Source organism: Micromonospora rifamycinica (assembly GCF_900090265.1).
Classification (GTDB): Bacteria; Actinomycetota; Actinomycetes; order Mycobacteriales; family Micromonosporaceae; genus Micromonospora; species Micromonospora rifamycinica.
Genome location: NZ_LT607752.1, coordinates 4,140,641 through 4,160,887 on the forward strand (window position 1 = coordinate 4,140,641; position 20,247 = coordinate 4,160,887).

Annotated in this window: 19 protein-coding genes; 11 read left to right on the forward strand and 8 right to left on the reverse strand. The window is 69.1% G+C overall.

Annotated features, from left to right (window positions below; all coding sequences use genetic code 11):
• Positions 1–32: 32 nt before the first annotated feature.
• From GA0070623_RS17060 to GA0070623_RS17070, 3 genes are read right to left on the reverse strand one after another with little or no spacing between them, the layout of a single operon-like run.
• Positions 33–1,232: a helix-turn-helix domain-containing protein gene (locus GA0070623_RS17060; RefSeq protein WP_231932429.1), complete on the reverse strand. Its 1,200-nt coding sequence runs from the start codon at positions 1,230–1,232 to the stop codon at positions 33–35.
• On the reverse strand, positions 1,219–1,389 hold the full coding sequence (locus tag GA0070623_RS30395; RefSeq protein WP_172898416.1) for a hypothetical protein: 171 nt from the start codon (positions 1,387–1,389) through the stop codon (positions 1,219–1,221). Before GA0070623_RS30395 ends, GA0070623_RS17060 begins: the two co-directional genes overlap by 14 nt.
• On the reverse strand, positions 1,386–1,628 hold the full coding sequence (locus GA0070623_RS17070; RefSeq protein WP_067306496.1) for a hypothetical protein: 243 nt from the start codon (positions 1,626–1,628) through the stop codon (positions 1,386–1,388). Before GA0070623_RS17070 ends, GA0070623_RS30395 begins: the two co-directional genes overlap by 4 nt.
• 132 nt (positions 1,629–1,760) lie before the next feature.
• Between GA0070623_RS17070 and GA0070623_RS17075 the strand changes: the two genes are divergently transcribed.
• From GA0070623_RS17075 to GA0070623_RS17085, 3 genes are all read left to right on the forward strand, one after another.
• Positions 1,761–2,588 (forward strand): helix-turn-helix domain-containing protein, encoded by an 828-nt coding sequence (locus GA0070623_RS17075; RefSeq protein ID WP_067306493.1) that lies wholly within the window; start codon positions 1,761–1,763, stop codon positions 2,586–2,588.
• An 8-nt stretch (positions 2,589–2,596) separates the two neighbouring features.
• Positions 2,597–2,791, forward strand: coding sequence for a DUF397 domain-containing protein (locus tag GA0070623_RS17080; protein ID WP_067306490.1), 195 nt, complete (start codon positions 2,597–2,599; stop codon positions 2,789–2,791).
• A 386-nt stretch (positions 2,792–3,177) separates the two neighbouring features.
• Positions 3,178–4,065, forward strand: coding sequence for an IS5 family transposase (locus GA0070623_RS17085; protein WP_084261239.1), 888 nt, complete (start codon positions 3,178–3,180; stop codon positions 4,063–4,065).
• A 210-nt stretch (positions 4,066–4,275) separates the two neighbouring features.
• On the opposite strand, the gene GA0070623_RS17090 is transcribed toward GA0070623_RS17085, so the two are convergent.
• A complete protein-coding gene (locus GA0070623_RS17090; protein ID WP_084261238.1) occupies positions 4,276–6,321 on the reverse strand; it encodes a GmrSD restriction endonuclease domain-containing protein in 2,046 nt (681 codons plus the stop codon).
• 1,104 nt (positions 6,322–7,425) lie between these two features.
• Here GA0070623_RS17090 and GA0070623_RS17100 point away from each other — a divergent pair.
• From GA0070623_RS17100 to GA0070623_RS17115, 4 genes are all read left to right on the forward strand, one after another.
• Positions 7,426–8,751: an AAA family ATPase gene (locus GA0070623_RS17100; protein WP_067306483.1), complete on the forward strand. Its 1,326-nt coding sequence runs from the start codon at positions 7,426–7,428 to the stop codon at positions 8,749–8,751.
• 82 nt (positions 8,752–8,833) lie between these two features.
• Positions 8,834–9,370, forward strand: coding sequence for an RloB family protein (locus GA0070623_RS17105; protein ID WP_197699992.1), 537 nt, complete (start codon positions 8,834–8,836; stop codon positions 9,368–9,370).
• A 241-nt stretch (positions 9,371–9,611) separates the two neighbouring features.
• On the forward strand, positions 9,612–10,940 hold the full coding sequence (locus GA0070623_RS17110) for an NAD(P)/FAD-dependent oxidoreductase (protein WP_089004092.1): 1,329 nt from the start codon (positions 9,612–9,614) through the stop codon (positions 10,938–10,940).
• 20 nt (positions 10,941–10,960) lie between these two features.
• Complete coding sequence (locus GA0070623_RS17115; RefSeq protein WP_067306473.1) at positions 10,961–12,514, forward strand: aminotransferase class I/II-fold pyridoxal phosphate-dependent enzyme; 1,554 nt, start codon at positions 10,961–10,963, stop codon at positions 12,512–12,514.
• Between the two features lie 79 nt (positions 12,515–12,593).
• Here the strand turns inward: GA0070623_RS17115 and GA0070623_RS17120 are convergent, their stop codons facing one another.
• Complete coding sequence (locus GA0070623_RS17120) at positions 12,594–13,085, reverse strand: hypothetical protein (protein ID WP_089004093.1); 492 nt, start codon at positions 13,083–13,085, stop codon at positions 12,594–12,596.
• A 399-nt stretch (positions 13,086–13,484) separates the two neighbouring features.
• On the opposite strand from GA0070623_RS17120, the gene GA0070623_RS17125 reads away from it, so the two are divergent.
• On the forward strand, positions 13,485–13,877 hold the full coding sequence (locus GA0070623_RS17125) for an SCO5389 family protein (protein WP_067306466.1): 393 nt from the start codon (positions 13,485–13,487) through the stop codon (positions 13,875–13,877).
• A gap of 159 nt (positions 13,878–14,036) precedes the next feature.
• Here GA0070623_RS17125 and GA0070623_RS17130 read toward each other — a convergent pair whose 3' ends face one another.
• Positions 14,037–14,429, reverse strand: a complete 393-nt coding sequence (locus GA0070623_RS17130; RefSeq protein ID WP_067306525.1) for a Fur family transcriptional regulator — start codon at positions 14,427–14,429, stop codon at positions 14,037–14,039.
• Between the two features lie 200 nt (positions 14,430–14,629).
• Between GA0070623_RS17130 and GA0070623_RS17135 the strand changes: the two genes are divergently transcribed.
• Together GA0070623_RS17135 and GA0070623_RS17140 are read left to right on the forward strand one after the other, a co-directional pair.
• Entirely contained in the window at positions 14,630–15,106 is a 477-nt protein-coding gene (locus tag GA0070623_RS17135; RefSeq protein ID WP_197699993.1) for an RrF2 family transcriptional regulator, read from the forward strand.
• 4 nt (positions 15,107–15,110) lie between these two features.
• Positions 15,111–16,328, forward strand: coding sequence for an MFS transporter (locus GA0070623_RS17140; RefSeq protein ID WP_084261237.1), 1,218 nt, complete (start codon positions 15,111–15,113; stop codon positions 16,326–16,328).
• 61 nt (positions 16,329–16,389) lie between these two features.
• Here the strand turns inward: GA0070623_RS17140 and GA0070623_RS17145 are convergent, their stop codons facing one another.
• Entirely contained in the window at positions 16,390–17,172 is a 783-nt protein-coding gene (locus GA0070623_RS17145; RefSeq protein ID WP_231932431.1) for an SAM-dependent methyltransferase, read from the reverse strand.
• 163 nt (positions 17,173–17,335) lie between these two features.
• Between GA0070623_RS17145 and GA0070623_RS17150 the strand changes: the two genes are divergently transcribed.
• On the forward strand, positions 17,336–17,875 hold the full coding sequence (locus GA0070623_RS17150) for a hypothetical protein (RefSeq protein WP_231932433.1): 540 nt from the start codon (positions 17,336–17,338) through the stop codon (positions 17,873–17,875).
• On the opposite strand, the gene GA0070623_RS17155 is transcribed toward GA0070623_RS17150, so the two are convergent.
• Complete coding sequence (locus tag GA0070623_RS17155) at positions 17,840–20,185, reverse strand: glycoside hydrolase family 65 protein (protein WP_067306460.1); 2,346 nt, start codon at positions 20,183–20,185, stop codon at positions 17,840–17,842. The two genes, GA0070623_RS17150 and GA0070623_RS17155, sit on opposite strands and share 36 nt — an antisense overlap.
• Between the last annotated feature and the right edge of the window lie 62 nt (positions 20,186–20,247).

A 20,247-nucleotide genomic window follows, 5' to 3' on the forward strand; every position in this document is an offset into this window, starting at 1 on the left:
ACAGCGAGCCGGACCAGCCGTGCCGGTCATGGTCAGGTCACACCGAGAGTGGTGGCCAACCGGATGATGTCGGCCGGGGCGTGCCGGGTGCGGGCCACCTGGGCGAGCACCTCCCGGGTGGCCGGTCGGTGGCGTACCTCGGCGGGGGCCATCCGGTCGGCGTCGGCCAGCACCCGGCCGGCGTTGGCCGGGTCGTCGGCCTGGAGGTAGGCGCGGGCCGCGTCGACCAGGTGCGCCGCCCGGTGTTCCAGCGGTAGCCACCGCCAGGCGTCCCGCCGGGTCGTCCGCTCGTGCCAGGCCACCGCCTCGCCGGCATGACCCAGGTCGAGGGCGGCGGCGGTCCGGGCGAGGTCGACGGCCGTCGGCCCGAACGCGGTCCGGTGGTGGTCGTGGCCCTCACCGACCTGCGCGGCCATCTCGGCGGCCTCGTCGAGGAGGTCGGCGACGGCCTGGTCGTCGCCCCGGCGGGACGCCGCCAGGGCGGCCTGCACCAGCAGCGTCCCGCACAACGACAACTCACCGGGGCCACCGTCGTCGGGTTCCGGCGGGGCGGTCCGGTACGCGGCGGCGAGCGCCGCCGACACCGCCGCCCGCGCCCGCCCCGAGGCGCGGAACACCTGGCCGAGCTGCACCGTGGCGGCGGCCACCAGCAGGGGGTCGCCGGCCCCGGTGGCCATGGCCCGATCGGCGGCCAACCAGGCCAGGTCGACCTCACCGAGCTTCACCAGCAGCGACGCGGTGAGCCGGTACGCCTCCACCAGCAGCGGGCGGCTCCGCTCGTGGTCGTCGGCGGCGACCCGTTGCACGTCGGCCAGCAGACCCGGCAGGACGGCGACCACCTGCGGGTACCGGGCATGGTGGAACTGCACCCAGGCATGCCCGACGTCCCGGACCACCCGGTCAGCCGGCGGCACGGCACGGGCCGCCGGTCGACCCAGAGCGATCTCGTACGCCGACAGGGCGTCCCGTATCCGCTCCACCCCCGCGACCCGCTCGGCCGCCGTGGCGGGTCGCGCGTCCCGGCCGAGCAGCACGGCGGTGTCGATCCGCAGCACGGCGGCGATGTCCCGCAGCGTCGACACCTTGTCCAGCGACCGGACGCCCCGCTCCACCTTGTCGACCCAGGATTTCGACCGGCCGAGCCGATCGGCGAACACCTGCTGCGACAGCCTGCGCCGCCCCCGCCAGTAGGCCACCCGCCGGCCGACGGGCAGCAGCTCACTGCTGTCCACGACGCCACCGCCGATCCGGTACCGCCCGGGTGGTCTCCTCTGCGGGTATCCGTTCCGCCACGGCCTGGGCGAGGATCCGTTGCCGGGCCGCCTCGCGTTCCGCCGCCTGGATCTGCTCGCCCCGGTCCTCCCCGTCGGGCCTGCGCCGTGCCGTCACGACCAGCACCCCGCCCGGTACTCCCCCGCCAGCGTCAACAGCGGCCGTTCCGGCAGCAACGGCCGTTGCGGCAGGTGGGGCACCGATGCCACACCCCTCACGCGGTACGCCGCCAGGCGCTCCGCGTGGTTCGGCATCGGCCGGAGGCGGTCGAGCGGGTCGACCCGCCGCCGCCGGAACGGCCGCCAGAGCCGCGCCAGCAGACCGGGGTACGTCGGTTCCTTCGCATGCCGAGCCATGAGCCCTCCCGAAGAACTCTCTGGTTCCTCAAAATAGGAACCTATAAACGGGATGTTAGATGCCTCCCCCTGATTTGGGAACTCACGGCGTGTCGCCGGGTCGATGGCCCGCACGGCGGGGAGACTCGCTGGATGGTCACCCCGACGATCCAGCGACGGCGCCTCGGCAACGCCCTCAGGCGAGCCCGAGAGGCGGCCGGCAAGAACCAGGACGAGGCCGCGGAGGTCATCGACTCCGCAGGCAGCAAGATCAGCAGGTTGGAGCTGGGCCAGTCCGGCATCCGGCTGACGGACCTGAAGCTGCTGCTCGACTTCTACGGCGTGCCGCCGGAGGAGGCGGAACCACTACGGGAACTCGCCCGCGCCGGCAGGCAGCGCGGACGGTGGACCGGCTACCGCAACGTGGTGCCGGACTGGTTCCGGCAGTACCTCGACCTGGAGGCGGACGCGGCAGAGATCCGCTGGTACCAGTCCGAGGTCATCCCCGGCATCCTCCAGACCGAGCCCTACATCCGGGCGATCATCGAAGGAGATGACGTAGACCGACAGACCGCAGTGCGCCTCGATCGGCAGAAGGTCATCGACCGCCCGGACGGGCCGGAGCTGAACTTCATCCTCAGCGAGTCCGCGCTCCGGCGGGACCTCGGTGACCGAGCGACCATGCGGGAGCAGTTGTCCCACATCGCCACGCTCGCCAACCGCCCGAACATCACCATCCAGGTATTTCCGCTGGACGCCCAGACCTACGTGACCTCCTCGTACAACTTCATCACCCTCCGGTTCGGGCAGGAGGTCGCCTCGGATGTGGTCTACCTGGAGACGTTCACGGACGCGGATTACCTCGACAGCCCCGAGGCAATCCGGGCCTACAATCGGCTGTGGGGTCGCCTTCAGGCTGCGGCCCTGGGGCCGGCGGAGTCCCGCAGGCTGATCCTGCGGATCGCCGACGAGATGAAGTAGGGGCTGACATGACGAACCCGGACCTCACCGACGCGGTGTGGCGGAAGTCCACCCGCAGCGACTCCAACGGCGGCGCGTGCGTCGAGGTGGCCGACCTCCGCGACGGGGTGGCCGTCCGGGACAGCAAGGACCAGACCGGCCCCACCCTGGCCTTCGACGCTCAGGGCTGGCGTACCTTCGTCGACTCCCTCAAGAACAACTGACGCCTCTACTCGTACCCACGGCGGCAAGGACGTGCCCCGGCTCCGGTATCGGAGGCCGGGGCATCCTGCTCTCTGCCTGGCGGAGGCTCGGTAGCGGCTAGGCAACGGAGCCTCTACCGACCGTGGCCGGGTCAGACAGCACAGTGAGGCTCCCGGTTGCGGCATCGGATCTTGGTCGTCCGCTGTCTTACCGGGAGCCTCGTCCTATATCGACAACAGCTCTCTTTCAGACTCATCGCCGCCAGGCCCGTCACGACGAAAAGAACCCCATGGATATCCACGACAAAATGACCTGATGAGTTACACAAGATTTCAGGGCACCATGCATTGAATTGTGATTCCTGACCTTCCTCCACGATGTCTTAGTGCGTGTTTGAGAAGGTCTGATGTGGACGGCGTGGCGGCATGACATCGGCTGCCGCGGCGGGCAGGGTGGCGCGGTGTCTGCGCGTCGTGGTTACCCCTCGGACCTGACCGACGCTCAGTGGACGCTGATCGCGCCGCTGTTGCCGGAGCCGAACACCGACGGCCGGCGGGAGAAGCACCCGCGGCGGGAGATCGTCAACGCGATCCTGTACGTGGTGCGGTCGGGGTGCCCGTGGCGCTATCTGCCGGCTGACCTGCCGCCGTGGCAGACGGTGTACTGGTACTTCACCCGGTGGGGAGAAGCCGGCGTGACGGAGAAACTCCTGACCACGCTCCGGATCAAGGCCCGGGTGCAACAGGGCCGCCAGCCGGAGCCGTCGGCGGGGATCATCGATTCGCAGAGCGTGAAGGGCGCCGACACCGTCGGCCGGGACAGCCGAGGCTACGACGCGGGCAAGAAGATCAACGGCCGGAAACGGTTCATCATCACCGATACCCTGGGCCTGCTGATCACCGTGACCGTGCTCGCCGCGAGCTGGCAGGACCGCGACGGAGCCAAAACGGCCCTGCTCAGCGCTTACATGGTCACCCCGATCCGGCACGTCTTCGCCGATCAGGGATTCGCTGGGCGACTCGTCGACTGGACCCGCGACACCCTGCGCACCACGCTGGAGATCGTCCGCAAACCCGCCGACCAACGCGGCTTCGCCGTCCACCCACGCCGTTGGGTCGTGGAACGCACCCTGGCCTGGCTCACCGCCTGCCGCCGGCTCGCCCGCGACTACGAGCGCCAACCGGCCGTCTCGGCGGCCTTCATCCGCTGGGCCGCGATCGCCGGCATGACCCGCCGCATCACCCGCGACCAACCAGCACGCCGTCAAGCCCGCCGCACCTCCACCTGCGCCTGATCAACCCCATCTCAAACACGCACTTAGCAAAGGCTGACTCAGCACGGCGGAAGGTCCGGGTGGTCCAGATCCTTGAAAATACCTAGTCCCAACCGAGCTTAGTTCCTGATCGACACCAACAGCCTGACCAACTATGCACCGCCATGATGATTCTGAAACGGCTGCGAAAGCATCGCTCAGCAGCACTACGCACCCGAGTAGCATACGGGGTCAGCCGCCATCTCCGTAGTCCTCTGAGGCGTGGACTAGATCCACATACCCAAGATGCTGAGCGCGGCTTGCCCTACGCCCACCAACCATTTTAACCCCCTCCGACACCAGCAGACGCAACTGCGCTTCGGGATCAACCGAGTGGGGTGGAACTGATCCGTCGCTCCGAAGAACCCGATGAGCATTGGGCAAATCTTCCTCGACAAGCAGTTTCCCAATCAGACGGCGGTGCGTCCCAGCAGCCTGAGCAAGGCTGAGGATATTGGTCCAGCTACCTCGGGGAATCTGACTCAAAACCGCTTTCACAGCCGCAAGGCGCTTCACCTCACTTGCTCCACTAGAACCGACCGGGCCAGGCCAAATACTGATCGCCCTTTCGGCGAGCTCCGCGCTTCGCTTCCTGATCTCAGCAACGCCCCAAGACTCCGAGCCGGCAATGGCAAGATTCATCGACAGCCCGCTTTGAGCAAGTATTTTTTTCTTGTCCGCAAAAGGCTTATTTGAAAGCGATCCGTTGTAGGCCGATAGGGTCAAGTTGCCAACTGTGTGGACGATGAATTCGTGAGCTTCATCAGCAGAGTCGAACTCATCGAGATTGGCGTCTAGTGACGAACGCCATTCGGCGGTCATCTGCTGAGGCAGAACATGCTCTATCGTCAGCTTCGATTTTTCGTAGTCGACCACCTCGACGCGTCCGAAACTCTCGTCAAGACTTCGAAGGATGAAGTTTTTCTGCCACTCCTTGCCCCGCCAGTAGAAAGGTTGATTTATCATGGCTTCGCGGACTTGGTCGTCAGCCGGGAACCGCCGCCGCTGACCTGCGAGAATTTCGATTATCCGCTCGCTATAAGGTGTCTCATTACCAAGAGTCTTGATCAGGTCAGCAAGGAGGACGTTACTTCCAGTACGGCCTGTGCCAACAATCAGCTGCCGAACCAGATAACTTTCCACGGCTCGGAGAGCATCAGCCGTTTCCTGCGAAGACATTCTGCCATCGTCATAAGCAAGCAGAACGCGCAGCGCTACCGGATGAAGAACCTTCGCTTTCCATCTATGCAGCCTATCGAGCGCTGCCCGAACAACCGGATCATTTTCCTCGCTCGGCACCAGTACTCGACGGAAAATCATTGCTTTGCACAACAGCGCCTCAACCCACTTTTCGATTGCCTCCTCCGTGTGCAACGACTCAAGAAACCTGCGTTGCGCCTCGTAGATCGAATGCTTATTTGCACTCCTGTTACCCTTGAGAACTAGATCAAGCCAAATTAGCTCAACCAGACTCTCCTCATCAAGAAGCTTTTGCAGGGGAAGCCAGTGATCTCGATACACTCGCTCGGAACGCTCCGGTAAACGCATAAATAGATAATTACGCAGCAAGTCAGCCTGAGTCAGCTTCAGTCCAGTGTTGTTCAGCGATTCGAATATGCGGTAAACGTTGTCACCACTTTGAGCGGTAATCTCGACAAACGTCAGTCGCGTCGTGACAACCCGCTCCACGTCCTTGAGGGAGTCAACGAACGAATTACCGCCAAAAGCGGCTTCCTCCGGCAAACTTTCGAGCTGGCCACAGAAATAGCGGTAAGCATCCTCAAGTCTATTTCCGACTTCAACATCAACCCGCGAGTCAACCAGCGCCATCCATACTGATCGGTCGGCCTGGGTTGGGAGAAGCTTGTAAGTATCGAGGCTCCCCGTGAATTCGTTAGTCAGATACTGAACATTTACTTTCCGTGAGAAGACCGAGTCGACGCGATGAATACGATCCCGAATCGCGCAGAGTAGGACACTGAGGCTCGTAAGCCTTTGCTGGCCGTCAACTACGAGCCAACTTTGTATTCCTGATGCCGCCATGGGTTCATTCTGCGCCAGCACCAGCGACCCCATGAAGTGGTTATCAGTATCGGGTGATTCGATCAACTCCCGAACATCCAACCAGAGCCGTTCGAGCTGGGGTCTCTTCCAGCTATAGGGACGCTGATACAGAGGGATGACGAACTGTCTCTCGCCTTGAAGAACGTTCCGCAAGACAGTCTCGTTAGCGCGCATTCTCACCTCTCCACAGAAGGGACTCGGCCGCCCAGTGGCGGCAGCACTCTCGGCTGGGACAAGCTGGGCAACCCGGCCTGAGTACAAACACGTCGCATAGCTGAACCAAAGCTACCAATCAGCTACAAACGGACAATCCGTCGACAGTGGTCGGATATTGATTAGCATTTGGCACCTATAGCCGTCGCATTATGTCATGCTGATTGATTTGCGACGAGGGTCAATCGACCGAGTGAGTCTGGACGCACGGCCCACAAAGGGTGGCCGAGTGAGGCCGACCATAAGACCCGCCGCTGGCAGGGCAAGTCCGATCCGGCCGACGCCGAAGCCGCCACCCGCGCCGGTCGCCGCTCGCCGAGTCGGCACGCCCAGGCCGCGAACGGAAAGGTAGAAGCGCGACGGAACCTGCCGGTAACCCGCTCGCGACTGATCAGGTGGTGGCTACGGCGGCGTGTAGCCAGAGACGGCCAGCGGCGAGTTCGGTGAGAGCGTTCCTGACGTTGGCGTCGTGTGCGGGGGCGAGGTATGAGCGGATCAGCGTGAATTGCTAGGCTCCGTCGAGGGCTCGAAGCTCCTGGATACTCTCTGACGGATCTTGACCATGCGGATCTGCTGCTCGGCGGGATTGTTGCACCTTCATCGACTCTGCCGAGAACAACTGACGCCGCCGCTCGTACCGACTGCAGCAAGGGTGTGCCTCGGCTCCCGCATCGGAGGCCTGGGCATCCTGCTTTCTCCCTAGCCGAGGCTTGGTAGCGGCCAGACGATGGAACCTCTACCGAAGCCCCAAGCTTCACCAGCGCCTGGGTGCCAGGCATCCGCATCGTCCAGCCCACCAGCCGATCCGACTTCCCCGAACTCTTTCCGGCTGGCCGGCAACTCGGTCTGGCTAGCGGTTCCCCTGCACGGGCGACGGCTCCGACGCCCCGCTGATCAAGAGGTTTGCGCCACCGGGAAGATCAACCTTGACGCAAGCCTCTTGATCACCGGGGAGGTCGAAGTGGGTGGGTGACTGCCTTTCTGATGCTTGAACAGGGTGTTTTTCGTCGGAATCCGCCGAAAAATCGGCCTTGATTGCACCCTGACCTGCGGTAGCGTGCACCTGTGCTCATCAGGTTCGAGGTCAGCAACTACCGGTCGATCGCCGAAGGTGTCGAGCTGTCGATGGTGGCGGTGGACCGCGACCGCGAGGCGGCCCGGGACGCACCCCGCCTCGGCGAGAGCCTGCTGACCCGGGCCGCCATCTACGGGCCGAACGCATCCGGCAAGTCGAACGTCGTCGCCGCCCTCGCCTGGCTGCGCCACGCGGTCGAGAACTCCCTGCGCCTGTGGGAAGACAGGATTCCGCTGGAGCCCTTCGCCTTCGGCCCGACACAGGGCGGGTGCAGCGAATTCGTCATTGAAACCACAGTGGATGGTGTGCGCTTCGAGTACGTCGTCGAACTCGACGCCCACCACATCAGCTACGAGGGGCTGTTTCACTATCCCGAGAGGAAGCGTCGCCGGATCTTCGAGCGGGAGGGCTCCGAGCTCAAGCTCCAGCGCGGCCTGGGCGCACTGTCCGGAACCCGAGAGTTACTGACCGAACGGACGCTCGCCCTGTCCGCCGCGCGACGCTTCGACGAACCGCTCGTCACGAATTTCGCCAGAGAGGTCCTCAACATTCAGGTACTGGGCCAACTGCCGCACCTGAGTCGCGCGGGAGGAATCTTTCCCTGGTGGGGATCATACCACCACAAAACTGACACGTTCCTCTGGTTCGATGGACTAGAAAACGACCAGCAATTGCTGGTTCCCTTCGTCGGTAAAGGAGAGGCTGCAGCCGGCGACGAGGGGAGAGACTGGTCGACCCTGAGCGGTCGGCAACAGGCGCTGGCCCTGCTGCGCCTCGCGGATCTGGGCATCGAAGATGTGGTCATCGACAGGCAGGAATTCGTCTCGACCGACGGCGGGACGGTGACCCAACGCCGTCTACGTCTCCTGCACAGGTCAGGAAACGAGTCCGCGCCGCTCGACTTCGCTGCCGAGTCGGAAGGAACGAAAACGTGGTTCGGCCTGATCGGGACGGTGCTCACCGCGCTACGGGCAGGGTCGATCGTCATCTTCGACGAGTTGGACGCCAGCCTGCACCCGACGCTCTCCGCCGAGCTGCTGCGGGTCTTCCAGAGCCCGGTCACCAACCCCCACGGCGCTCAACTCATCTTCACCTCGCACGACACCAGCCTGCTCAACCACCTGAACCGGGATGAGGTCTGGCTCACCGAGAAGCAGCCTGACGGTTCCACCCGGCTCGGCGCGCTCGCCGAGTTCGCCGGTGAGCGGGTGCGGAAGTCGCAGAACCTCGAGAGCGCCTACCTGCACGGCCGGTTCGGCGCGCTCCCCCAGGTCGACCAGACGGAGTTCCTCCGGGCGCTCGGTCTGATCGGCTGACGACACGATGAGCCCACGCCGCCGCGAATCAAAGCCCCTGAAGCGGGCCGTCGCCCGACGCCCGGAGTTGCGCACGGTAGTCGTGTTCTGCGAGGGGAAGAACTCCGAGCCCGACTACGTCAACGGGCTGAAGAGGCTGCCCGAGATCACGGGAAACACCGCCCTGAACCTCGAAATCCACCCCGACCAGGGCGTCCCGCTCACGCTCGTGCAGATGGCCGCCGACCGCCTGGCCGACCCGGAGGTGGACGAGTGCTGGTGCATCTTCGATGTGGAGTGGCCGAAGAACCACCCGAACCTGCTCCGCGCCAAGCAGCTCGCCCAGGCCAGGGGCATCGGCCTGGCCATCTCGAACCCGTGCTTCGAGCTGTGGCTGATGCTGCACCACCGCGGGCACACCAGGTTCGTCGACACGGCCGAAGCGGAGAAGACGAGCCGCAGCCTTGACGGCCGCCCCGGCAAGAGCATCGACGCCAGCATCTACATGTCTCGCCGAAAGCAGGCAGCCCGCCGGGCGGAGGCGCTGGAGAAGCGACACGCGAACAACGGCACCGCGTTTCCCGACGACAACCCCTCCTCCGGGATGCACCACCTGCTACGGGCACTCGGCGCGTACTAGCGACCTCCCGGCCCGCCCGGCCCGGGCTGCCGGTCGGAATGGCGACACTGTTCCGCTGAAGATCCACTATGGACGTACGGTAGGCTCTCCGCCGGGCTGGCGGCACGTACGTACGTGCGTTCAGCTCGGCCAGCCACCGCCGGTGGCCGACACCGCACGCCACCCGGGGTGAGCTGCGCGGAATCCTGCCGGCAGTCTCTCCCCGGCGGGCGCTCCCGCCGCCACCGCCGACGAAGGACCGATACAGATGTACGACGCGATCGTGATCGGTGCCCGCTGTGCGGGCGCGTCCACCGCGCTGCTGCTCGCCCGGCAGGGCCACCGGGTGCTGGTGGTGGACCGGGCGTCCTTCCCCAGCGACGTCATCTCGACGCACTTCCTCTGGCCGCACGGGATGTCCTACCTCAACCGGTGGGGCCTGCTCGACGAGGTGCTGGCGGTGACTCCCGCGCACACCACCGTCGAGGTGGTCAACGACGGCATCCGGCTCACCGGGTCGGTGCCGCCGGAGCTGCTCCGGGAGTACTTCCGGGACCTGCACGGCGACGACTCGGGGGTGGTGCAGACGTACGCCTCGGTGCGGCGTCGGGTGCTCGACCAGATCCTGATCGACGCGGCGGCCCGGGCCGGGGCCGAGGTACGCACCGGCTTCACCGTCCGTGAGCTGATTGTCGAGGACGGGCAGGTCGTCGGCGTCCGGGGGCGGGCCGCCGGTGGCGAGCCGGTCGAGGAGCGCGCCCGGATCGTGGTCGGCGCGGACGGCCGGAACTCGTTCGTCGCCCGCGCGCTCGACCTGCCCAAGTTCGACGAGCGGCCCCGCTGCACGTTCGCCTACTGGAGCTACTGGTCCGGCTTCGACCTCGGCCCGGCCCAGTTGCACCGGCGCGGCCGGCTGGCCTGTGCGGTGGTGCCCACCAACTTCGGCCAGAACATGGTCCTGGTCTGGGGGCCGAGCGAGTGGTCCCGGGAGTTCCGCGCCGACGTGCCGGGCAACTACCAGAAGGCGCTGGACTTCGTCAGCCCCGAGCTGGGCGACGTCATCCGGCTCAAGGGGATCCGGCAGGAGCGCATCTACGGCACGCTGGACCAGTCGGCGTTCCTGCGGCCGTTGCACGGCCCCGGCTGGGTGCTCGTCGGGGACGCCGAGTCGGCCAAGGACCAGTGCACCGCGATCGGCATGACCCACGCCTTCCGCGACGCCGAGCTGGCCAGCACCGCACTCGACGGATGGCTGCGCGGGGCCGCGTCCATCGACGAGGCGATGACCGGGTACGAGAGCCGCCGCCGCAGCCAGAACGCCGCCGCCTACCACGACTACGTGTGCACGCTGGCCGAGATGCGCCCGTACCGGCACGACGAGTTGCAGCTCTTCGTGGCGCTGCGCGGTAACCAGCAGGAGACCGACCGGTTCATCGCCACCCACGCCGACGTCGCCCCGGTGTCGGAGTTCTTCCAGGCGTCCAACCTCTTCCTGCTCAACGACGCCGCGAAGGAGTCGTCTGCCGACCACGCGGTCTTCGCCGACTTCGCCGGGACGTCCCGCACGTACCAGCAGAACCTGTTCGCCTGACGCACCCGGGAGACCACACCGTGACCATCGAGCTGGACCAGCGTGAAGACGGCGAACTGATCGGCATCATCCTCGAAGCGGCCCGGCGGGGGGACGTCGAGACCATGGCGCGTACCGCGTCGGAGGTCTCCGAGATGACCCGCAACTGGGCCACCCACATCCCGTGGGACGACCTCGCCGCCCTCGACGGGGCCGACGACGAGCTGGCCCGGCTCGTCGAGGACCTGACCGAGATGTGGGAGCCGGCCCACCTGCGCAACCCCGTCGACCCCGACGAGGAGTACGCGCTGGACAAGAACGCCTACGACTTCTACCGGCCCGCCGGGCGCAACCTGCTGACCCGTACCGAGGACTTCTACGACTGGGTGCAGGCCCGCCGGCGTACCGAGACCTGGCAGTACTCCCGGGTGCTGGAGGCCGCGCCGGACAGCGTCGCCCAGATCACCAACGACCTGGGCCGACGGGCCCGGGGCATCAACTTCAACTCGCAGGACTACCTGTCGTTCAACACCCACCCGGGAATCCGGGAGGCGGCGGCGAAGGCGATGCACGACTACGGGCCGCACAGCGCCGGCTCGCCGATGGTGCTGGGCAACACCCGCATCTCCGACGACCTGGAGGCCGCCCTCGGCGAGCTGACCGGGCTGGAGCACGTGACGCTCTTCCCGACCGGCTGGGCGGCCGGCTTCGGCGCGGTCGTCGGCCTGGTCCGGCAGTCCGACCACATCCTGATCGACCGGCTGGCGCACTCCTGCCTCCAGCAGGGCGCGCGGGCGGCCACCCGCAACGTGGTCCGCTACGAACACCTCAACGTCGAGGCGGTACGCCGGCACCTGACCGAGATCCGGGCCACCGACACCCGCAACGGCATCCTGGTGGTCACCGACGGGCTCTTCTCGGTGGACGCCGACTGGCCGGACCTGGTCACCCTGCAACGCGTCTGCCGGGAACACGACGCCACGCTGCTGGTCGACGTGGCGCACGACCTCGGCTCGATGGGGCCGGGCGGCACCGGCGTGCTGGGGATGCAGGGCCTGCTCGGCGAGGTCGACATCGTGATGGGGGCGTTCTCCAAGACGTTCTGCTCCAACGGCGGCTTCGTCGCGTCCCGCTCCCCGGCCCTCAAGCAGTACGTCAAGATGTTCGGCGGCTCGCACTTCTTCTCCAACGCGCTGTCCCCGGTGCAGACCGCCGTGGTGCGGGAAGCCGCTCGGATCATCCGCTCGCCCGAGGGCGACGCGCTGCGGGCCAGGCTCTTCACCGCCATCCACGCCCTCCGCGACGAGCTGACCGGCCGGGGCCTGACCTGCATGGGTGAGCCGTCGCCGATCGTGCCGCTGCTGATCGGCAACGAGAAGCTGGCCCGGACGGCCAACCGGCTGCTCTTCGACCGGGGGGTGCTCGCGTTCATGGTGGAGTTCCCGGTGACCCCGACCGGCTCGTCCCGGTTCCGGCTCCAGGTGCAGGCCGGACACCGGCCCGAGGAGGCCCGCGAGGCGGCCCGGATCATCGAGGGCGCACTCGCCGACTCCCGCGCCTACCTGTCCAGCGCGTTCGGCAGCGCACCCCGCTGACGGCTGCCCTGCCGGGGATGCCGGTAGCGAACTGCCCCCCGGTGTGGACCGGGGGGCAGTGTGGCATGACGGACGCGGGTCAGGAGAACTTGACCGAGCCGGCCCGGTTGTTCCAGCCGTCGCCGATGTTGGCGAGGTTCGACGACTGGTCGATCCACGTCGAGGCGGCGCCCCCGAAGTTCACCTTGTTGAAGAATTTGACGTCGCACTGGTTGTAGGTGTGCACCGAACTGACCCGGTTGCCCCAGCCGATGCTGTTCAGGTCGTCCCACTGCCATTCACTGTCGTAACCGGGGGTGCAGTCACGGGACTGGGTCCAGGTGAACGTGCCGGCCCCGGTGTCGTATCCGGTGCTGTCGTAGAAAATGGCAATCGTCTGCGCTGCCGCCGAGATTCCACTGAGACGTCGGGCCTGCTGCTGGTCACTGGCACAGGTGATCCGGCCGGTGTCCAGATTGGCGATGCAGTGCCGGTGGGAATCCTGGTCGGCGGCAGCGGCCACGGCGGGGGTCGCGGTGCCGACCACGGCCGTACTCACCAGCAGGGCGAGAGCGCTGATCGACTTTTTCATCAATGCCTCCGGGGGAACAGTGACAGGACTGTCAGCGGACGAATCACTTTCGTCGATGAGCCTGCCACGGGAATCATGACCGGGCATCCTGGGTGGGCAATTAGTCGGATCAGGTCGATGAAACCATCAAGGTGGGGGATCACGGTTCGGCACTGTGCGTAGCGCCCGTTATCGGAGGCCGGTGTGCGGCACCGCCGGAGCGCCGGCAGGTGGGCAGTTGGAAGCCGGCGTACGGGCGGCCCGGGGCTGACCGGCGGATCGCCGGCGATCAGCGGGTGGGCAGCCAGCGGCCGGCTCGCGGGCGGCCGGAGTGTCGGTGTTGACGCGGGTGGGGTGGCGTGATGTGCTCAGCCAGCCACCGCTAATGAAAATCGTAGTCGTTATCATCTAAGGAGGATCATGTCTCTCACCGTGCCACCCACCCTGCTGGAAGCCGCCGAAGCAGGTCCGGTCGACGACCGGGACTTCATCGCCTGCGTACGGGACTCCCTGCCGTACGCCTGGCAGACCGTCAGCCGGGTCGTCGCCGACCTGGAGTCGTCCGGATCGGACCAGGCGGACAACTCGGTGCCCCCGCCCGGCGAGGCGGAACGGGGACAGTTGCTGCGCGCCCTGGCCAGCGACGCCATCCGGTCCAGCCTGGAGCGTCACTTCGGGGTGAAGCTGGCGTTCCAGAACTGCCACCGGGTGGCCGCGTTCCGCCCCTCGGCTGTCGACGGCACGCCCTACCGCCGGTTCGTCTCCACCCGTGGGCAACTGCTGAACCAGTCCCCCGAGCTGCGGAACTGCTGACACATCACGGATCCGGCGAGCGGCCCGGGGTGCGGACGCGCACCCCACCGCTCGCCGGACCACGGGCCGCCTCGCACCGCCGGCCGTACAGGCACCGCACCGCTCGCCGGACCACCGGCCACACCGCACCGCACCGCCGTGGGCGCGTCCGGCGGCCGGTCAGCGGGCGCAGGCCGCGCAGGTACCGAAGATCTCGAAGGTGTGGCCGACCTCGGTGAAGCCGTGTTCGGCGGCGACCTGGTCGGCCCACCGCTCGACCGCCGGCCCGGCCACCTCGACGGTGCTACCGCACTGCCGGCAGACCAGGTGGTGGTGGTGCCGGCTCTCGCTGCACCGGCGGAACAACTGCTCGCCGCCGGGCAGCCGGGTGGAGTCGATCTCCTGGGTGTCGACGAGCAGTTGCAGGGTGCGGTAGACGGTGGTCAGCCCGACCCGGGCCTTGCGGGCCACCAGCATCTGGTGCAGTTGCTGCGCGGTGTGGAAGCCGTCGACCTCCCGCAGCAACGCCAGCACCTCGCCACGCTGGCGGGTGTTCCGGGTCACGTTCGGCATCGCCTGGGTCACCGTACCGCCGTCTCCGCTCGTCGCCCCGACACCCGGCCGGCGGCCGTCGCTGCTCAGCGCCCCCACCCGTCCGCACGGAGGCCGTCACCATTATGCGGTGTGCAGGCAGGGAGCCTGTGCCCCCCGAATCGGCACGGTGTCGCGGGCACCCGACAGGAACCAGGACATGTAATATCCTGGTTGTGCGGATGAGTGAACAGGTCGAGTGGGGGCTGCACTGCTGCCTCACCCTCGCCTGGATCGGCGACGACCACCCCATGCCCGCCGCCCGGCTCGCCGAATGGTTCGCGCTACCCCCGGCGTACCTCACCAAGTGCCTTCAGGCCCTCACCCGGGCCGGCATCCTCCAGTCGGTGCCCGGCGCACGCGGCGGGTTCCGGCTCGCCCGGCCCCCGGCCGAGGTGACAGTGCTGGCGGTGACGGTGGCGATCGACGGGGCCGACAACCCGTTCCGCTGCACCGAGATCCGCCAGCGCGGCGCGGGGGTGGACCCCGCCGCGCCGGAGTTCCGCGTCCCGTGCGCCATCAGCACCGTGATGCACCGCGCCGACCTCGCCTGGCGACGCGAGCTGGCCGGTCACACCCTGGCCGACCTGCTCGCCGCGGCCCCCGCCGAGGCGGCCGAACGCACCCGCCGCCGCCACGCGGCGCTACCGCCCCGCTGACCCCATGTCCCACCTGCGCGCCCACGCCGGCCCGGGGCCGGCCACCACCCCGCCCCGCCGGGGCCTGGGAGCCACGCTGATCCTCGCCACCGGCACCTTCGCCGTCGGCACCGACGCGTTCGTGGTCGCCGGGCTGCTGCCCGACCTGGCCGTCGAGCTGCGGGTGTCCACCGCCGCCGCCGGCCAGTCGGTGACCGTCTTCGCGATCGCGTACGCGATCCTCGCCCCGGTGCTGTCCACCGTCACCGCCCGGCTGCCCCGCCGCACGCTGCTCGTCGCCGCGCTGCTGGTGCTCGCCGCCGGAAACCTGCTCTCGGCGGTGGCCGACACGTTGCCGGTGCTGGTCGCCGGCCGGATCGTCGCCGCCGCCGGTGCCGCCGCGTACACCCCGAACGCGGGTGCCGTCGCCGCCTCCCTCGTGCCGCCGACGCTGCGGGGCCGGGCGCTGGCCGTGGTGATCGGCGGACTCACCGTCGCCACCGCCCTCGGCGTCCCGCTCGGCGGGTTGACCGCCCGGTGGCTCGGCTGGCGGGCCGCGCTCGTCGCGGTGGCCCTGCTGGCGTCCGCCGTCGCGGTGGCCGTCCGGCTGGCCATGCCCGCGCTGCCCGGCGGCCCGGCGGTGCCGTTACGCGCCCGGTCCGCCGCGCTGCGCCAGCCCGCCGTGCTCACCGTGCTGCCGCTCACCGTGATCGGCATGGCCGCCAGCTACACCGTGTACGCCTTCGCGGCGCCGACCCTCGGCGCGCTCGGCGTCGACGCGTACCAGGTCAACCTGATGCTGCTGCTCTACGGCCTGGGCGCGGTCGCCGGCAACGTGACCTCCGGCTACGCCACCGACCGGTGGGGAGCGGTGCCGGTGCTGGTCGTCGGGTACGCCACCATGGCCGTCGCGCTGGGCGGACTCGGTGCGTTCAGCGTCACCGGCTCCGCGCCGATGCCCCTGGTGGGGCTGCTGGTCGCCGGCTGGGGCGCGGCGAGCTGGTGCCAGACCCCGGCCCAGCAGCACCGGCTGATCAGCGCCGCACCGCAGCAGGCCCCGCTGGTGGTGTCGCTGAACTCGTCCGCCATCTACCTGGGCATCGGCCTGGGCACCACGGCCGGCGGGGCGGCGCTGGCCAGCGGCGTACCGGCCATGTACGCCCTCGGTGTGGCCGGGGCGCTGGTGGCGCTGCTGGTGCTGCGCCTCGGCCGACGCCTCGCCCCGCAGACCCCGACACCGTGATCCGCGCCCCCGCCCGGGGCGGGGAGCACCCGCGCCAGCCCCGCCCCGGGCAGGGGAGCCGTCAGCGGCGCAGGCCCATCCCGGCGTAGCCGTGGGAGACCCGTTCCTGCGGCTCCCCGTCGGGCCGCCAGTCGGCCACCCGGACCAGACCCGGCTCGACCAGGTCGTACCCGTCGAGGAAGCGCAGCACCTCGGCGTGCGGGCGGGGCAGCAGCGGGGCGCTGCTGCGCCGGTAGACCGCCTGCCCCTGCTGGACGGGCAGCGGCGGGGCACCGTCCAGGGTCAGGTGGGACACGACCAGCGGGCTGCCCGGGACGGTCGCCTCCCGCAGCCGGGCCACCGCGTCCCACGGCTGCTCGGCGTCGGTGACGAAGTGCAGCACCGCCACCAGCAGCACGGCGACCGGGCGGTCGAAGTCGAGCACCGCCCGGACCTCGGGGCGGGCCAGCAGCTCGTCCGGCCGGCGCAGGTCGCCCCGGACCACGGTGATCCGCCGGTCGACCGGCAACAACCGCCGGGCGTGCGCGACGGCGACCTCGTCGTAGTCGACGTAGACCACCGCCGAGTCGGGGGCGACCTGACGGACGATCTCGTGCACGCCGCCCTGGGTGGGCAGCCCGGCGCCGATGTCGAGGAACTGGCGTACCCCCAGCTCGGCGGCGTGCCGGACGGCCCGGCGCAGGAAGTGCCGGTTGGCCTGGGCGGCGATCCCGGTGTCCGGGAAGATCCGCAGGATCTGTTCGGCGGCGGCCCGGTCGGCGGCGAAGTTGTGGCACCCGCCGAGGTAGTAGTCGTACATCCGGGCCACGTTCGGCCTCTGCTCGGCGTCGGTCGGCGCGGTCACCGGCCCTCCCCTTCCGCTCACGGTCCACCGCCGCACGGCGGCACACCCCGATGTCTAGCACCCGGGGCGACGACATGTTGACCCGCCGTGTCGGCGAGCCGGCTGCGCGCAGTGGCCACCTGCCGGTATGACGGTGACATCGCCTGTCGCCGAGGAGGCCCCGATGGACCCTGCCCGGGAGACCGTGGAGGTGGACCCGGCCCTGTTCCGGGCCGTGTACGACTCACCCGCCTCGCTGCCGGGGCGGCACCGCTGGACCACCCCGGAACACGACGTGCGCCGGCTGGAGAAGCTCCTCGGCATGCCGGCGCAGAGCATCGGCGCACCCCTGTGGGTCAGCGGCGACGAACCGGACTGCCCCAAGTGCGGGCGCCGGGCCACCTGGCTGGACATCGTCGCCTCGGCCCTCAAGGGCGTGCACGACCCGACGATGATCGCCACGGTGATCCTCGGCGACCGCCGGTACGTCAACACCGAGGTCCCGGACGCGATCGCCGGGGTGCACTGCCTCGACTGCCACACCCCGGTCACCGGGCTGCGCAGCTTCAAGTGCCACAACTGGGCGTACGCCTTCGAGGAGCTGGCCGCCGTGCGGGAGCGGATGCGCGGCGGGTCAGGCCCGACGGGCGGGCACGGCGGCTCAGGCCCGACGGGCGGGCACGGCGGATCAGGCCCGACGGGTGGGCCGCCGGCCGTGCGGTGACGGCGGCTCCGGCCCCGGGTCGGGCACCGGCGGCATCGGCCGGGTCACCGCGGCCCCACCGGTGACGGTCACCGGCTCCCCGGCGTGCCGCAGCTCGACGGTCGTCGTCGGGTCGGCGTCGGGCAGCTCGTAGCGGGCCTCGTCCCGGGTCAGGGTGACCCGTAGCCGCTGCCCGTGCCACCGCAGGTGGAAGGTGAGCCGGTCGATCGGGGCCGGCAGCCGGGGGTCGAACGACAGCACGCCGGTGTCGTCGCGCAGCCCGCCGAAGCCCTCCACCACCGCGGTCCACGCCCCGGCCAGCGCGGCCAGGTGCAGCCCGTCGCCGGTCTTGTCGCCGAGGTCCGCGAGGTCGTGCAGCGCCGCCTCGGCGAACAGGTCGTACGCCAGGTCCAGGTGGCCCAGCTCGGCGGCGAGCACGGCCTGCGAGCCGGCCGACAGCGACGAGTCGCGGACCGTGCGGGCCTGGTAGTAGGCGAAGTTGCGGGCCTTGACCTCGGCGGTGAACTCCCCCGGGCAGCGCTGCATGGCCAGCACCAGGTCGGCCTGCTTGACCACCTGCCGCCGGTACAGCTCCAGGTAGGGGTAGTGCAGCAGCAGCGGGTAGTCGTCGTCGGTCATCGCCGCGAAGTCCCACTCGGGCTGGTCGGTGAAGCCCGCCGCCTGCTGGTGCACCCCGCGCTTACGGTCGTAGGGCAGGTGCACGGCGTCGGCGGCGGCCCGCCAGCCGGCGATCTCGGCCGGGTCGACGCCGAGCGCGGCGGCCCGCTCCGGGTGCCCTTCGGCGGCGTCGGCGGCCCCCCGCAGGTTGCGCCGGACCATCAGGTTGGTGAAGACGTTGTCGTCGACCAGGGCGGCGTACTCGTCGGGGCCGGTGATCCCGGTGACGTGGAACGCGCCGTCGTCGGACCAGTGGCCGTAGCCGGCCCAGAGCCGGGCCGTCTCCACCAGCAGTTCCAGCCCGGTGTCGGCGAGGAACACCTGGTCGCCGGTGACCGTGACGTAGCGCAGCACCGCGTCGGCGACGTCGGCGTTGACGTGCAGCGCGGCGGTGCCGGCGGGCCAGTAGCCGGAGCACTCCCGGCCGCCGATGGTCCGCCAGGGGAAGGTCGCGCCGGTCAGCCGCAGCTCGGCGGCGCGTTCCCGGGCCTCGGGCAGGTGGGCGTGCCGCCAGCGCAGTGCCCCCCGGGCCACCTCGGGCAGCAGGTACGTCAGCACCGGCAGCACGTAGCTCTCGGTGTCCCACAGCACGTGCCCGTCGTAGCCGTTGCCGGTGAGCCCCTTCGCCGCGATGGTCCGGTCCCCGTCGGGCCGACCGGCCTGGAGCAGGTGGAACACCGAGAACCGGACGGCCTGCTGGAGTTCCGGGTCGCCGTCGATCTCCACGTCGGCGGTGCGCCACCGTTCGTCGAGGACGGCCCGCTGGTCGGCCAGCAGCGCGTCGAACCCGTGCCGCCGGGCGGCGTCGGCCTCGGCGGTGACCAGATCGGCCAGCTCGTCGGGGGTGCCGTCGTCGACCGGCGCGCACCCGTACGCGGCGAACTTGGTCAGCCGCACCCGCTCCCCCGGGGCGAGCCGACCCTCGACGGTCATCCGTAGCCGGTCCGGGGTGTGGTCGTCACCGTCGGTGAAGCCCGCCGGAATCTCCGTCTCGTGGGTGACCGCGACGGCGACCCGTTGGGCGCTGCGGTCGGTGCGGTGCACCAGCACGCCACGGTGACCGTCCGGGCGGTGCAGTTCGGCGGTGAGCGGGTCGTGGACGATCGAGGCGGCCCGGGGGTCGTCGCCGCGTTCGGGCACCCGCTCGTTGGCCAGCACGTCCGAGCAGACCCGGATCTCGACCGGCCGGTCGTCGAGCGGTTCGACCTGGTAGTGGACGGCGGCGACCGCCTGCCGGGGCAGCGAGACCAGCCGGGTGCTGCGGATCCGCACCCCGTGCCCGGCCGGCGAGATCCACTCGGTGTGCCGGCGTACCACCCCGGCGCGCAGGTCGAGGGTCCGTTCGTGGGTACGCACGGTGCCGGTGCGCAGGTCCAGCGGTTCACCGGCCACCCAGAGCCGGATCAGGGCGGCGTTGGGCGCACTGATCACGGTGTCGCTCTCCTGCGGGAAGGCGTACCCGTCCTCGGGGTAGCTCTGCTCCCGCCGCTCGTGCAGACCGTTGAGGTAGCTGCCGGGCATGCCGTACGGCTGGCCCTCGTCGAGGGTGCCCCGCCAGCCGACCCAGCCGTTGGCGAGCGCGAAGACGGACTCGGTCTCGCCGAGTCGGTCCAGGTCGGTGGTGGAGCGCCGGAGCTGCCAGGTGTCGTCCATCTGCACGGCGAGGAGGTACCCGGCGTCGGTGGGCCGCCAATCGCCGGAGCCGCTGTGAAAAG

What these genes read in the sequence shown, in the direction of transcription:
- GA0070623_RS17120 (WP_089004093.1), bottom strand. Translation starts at nt 13,085, where the DNA reads ATGAAAAAGTCGATCAGCGCTCTCGCCCTGCTGGTGAGTACGGCCGTG.
- GA0070623_RS17125 (WP_067306466.1), top strand. Translation starts at nt 13,485, where the DNA reads ATGTCTCTCACCGTGCCACCCACCCTGCTGGAAGCCGCCGAAGCAGGT.
- GA0070623_RS17140 (WP_084261237.1), top strand. Translation starts at nt 15,111, where the DNA reads ATGTCCCACCTGCGCGCCCACGCCGGCCCGGGGCCGGCCACCACCCCG.
- GA0070623_RS17075 (WP_067306493.1), top strand. Translation starts at nt 1,761, where the DNA reads ATGGTCACCCCGACGATCCAGCGACGGCGCCTCGGCAACGCCCTCAGG.
- GA0070623_RS17150 (WP_231932433.1), top strand. Translation starts at nt 17,336, where the DNA reads ATGGACCCTGCCCGGGAGACCGTGGAGGTGGACCCGGCCCTGTTCCGG.
- GA0070623_RS17135 (WP_197699993.1), top strand. Translation starts at nt 14,630, where the DNA reads ATGAGTGAACAGGTCGAGTGGGGGCTGCACTGCTGCCTCACCCTCGCC.
- GA0070623_RS17130 (WP_067306525.1), bottom strand. Translation starts at nt 14,429, where the DNA reads ATGCCGAACGTGACCCGGAACACCCGCCAGCGTGGCGAGGTGCTGGCG.
- GA0070623_RS17085 (WP_084261239.1), top strand. Translation starts at nt 3,178, where the DNA reads ATGTGGACGGCGTGGCGGCATGACATCGGCTGCCGCGGCGGGCAGGGT.
- GA0070623_RS17090 (WP_084261238.1), bottom strand. Translation starts at nt 6,321, where the DNA reads ATGCGCGCTAACGAGACTGTCTTGCGGAACGTTCTTCAAGGCGAGAGA.
- GA0070623_RS17070 (WP_067306496.1), bottom strand. Translation starts at nt 1,628, where the DNA reads ATGGCTCGGCATGCGAAGGAACCGACGTACCCCGGTCTGCTGGCGCGG.
- GA0070623_RS17080 (WP_067306490.1), top strand. Translation starts at nt 2,597, where the DNA reads ATGACGAACCCGGACCTCACCGACGCGGTGTGGCGGAAGTCCACCCGC.
- GA0070623_RS17155 (WP_067306460.1), bottom strand. Translation starts at nt 20,185, where the DNA reads ATGGACGACACCTGGCAGCTCCGGCGCTCCACCACCGACCTGGACCGA.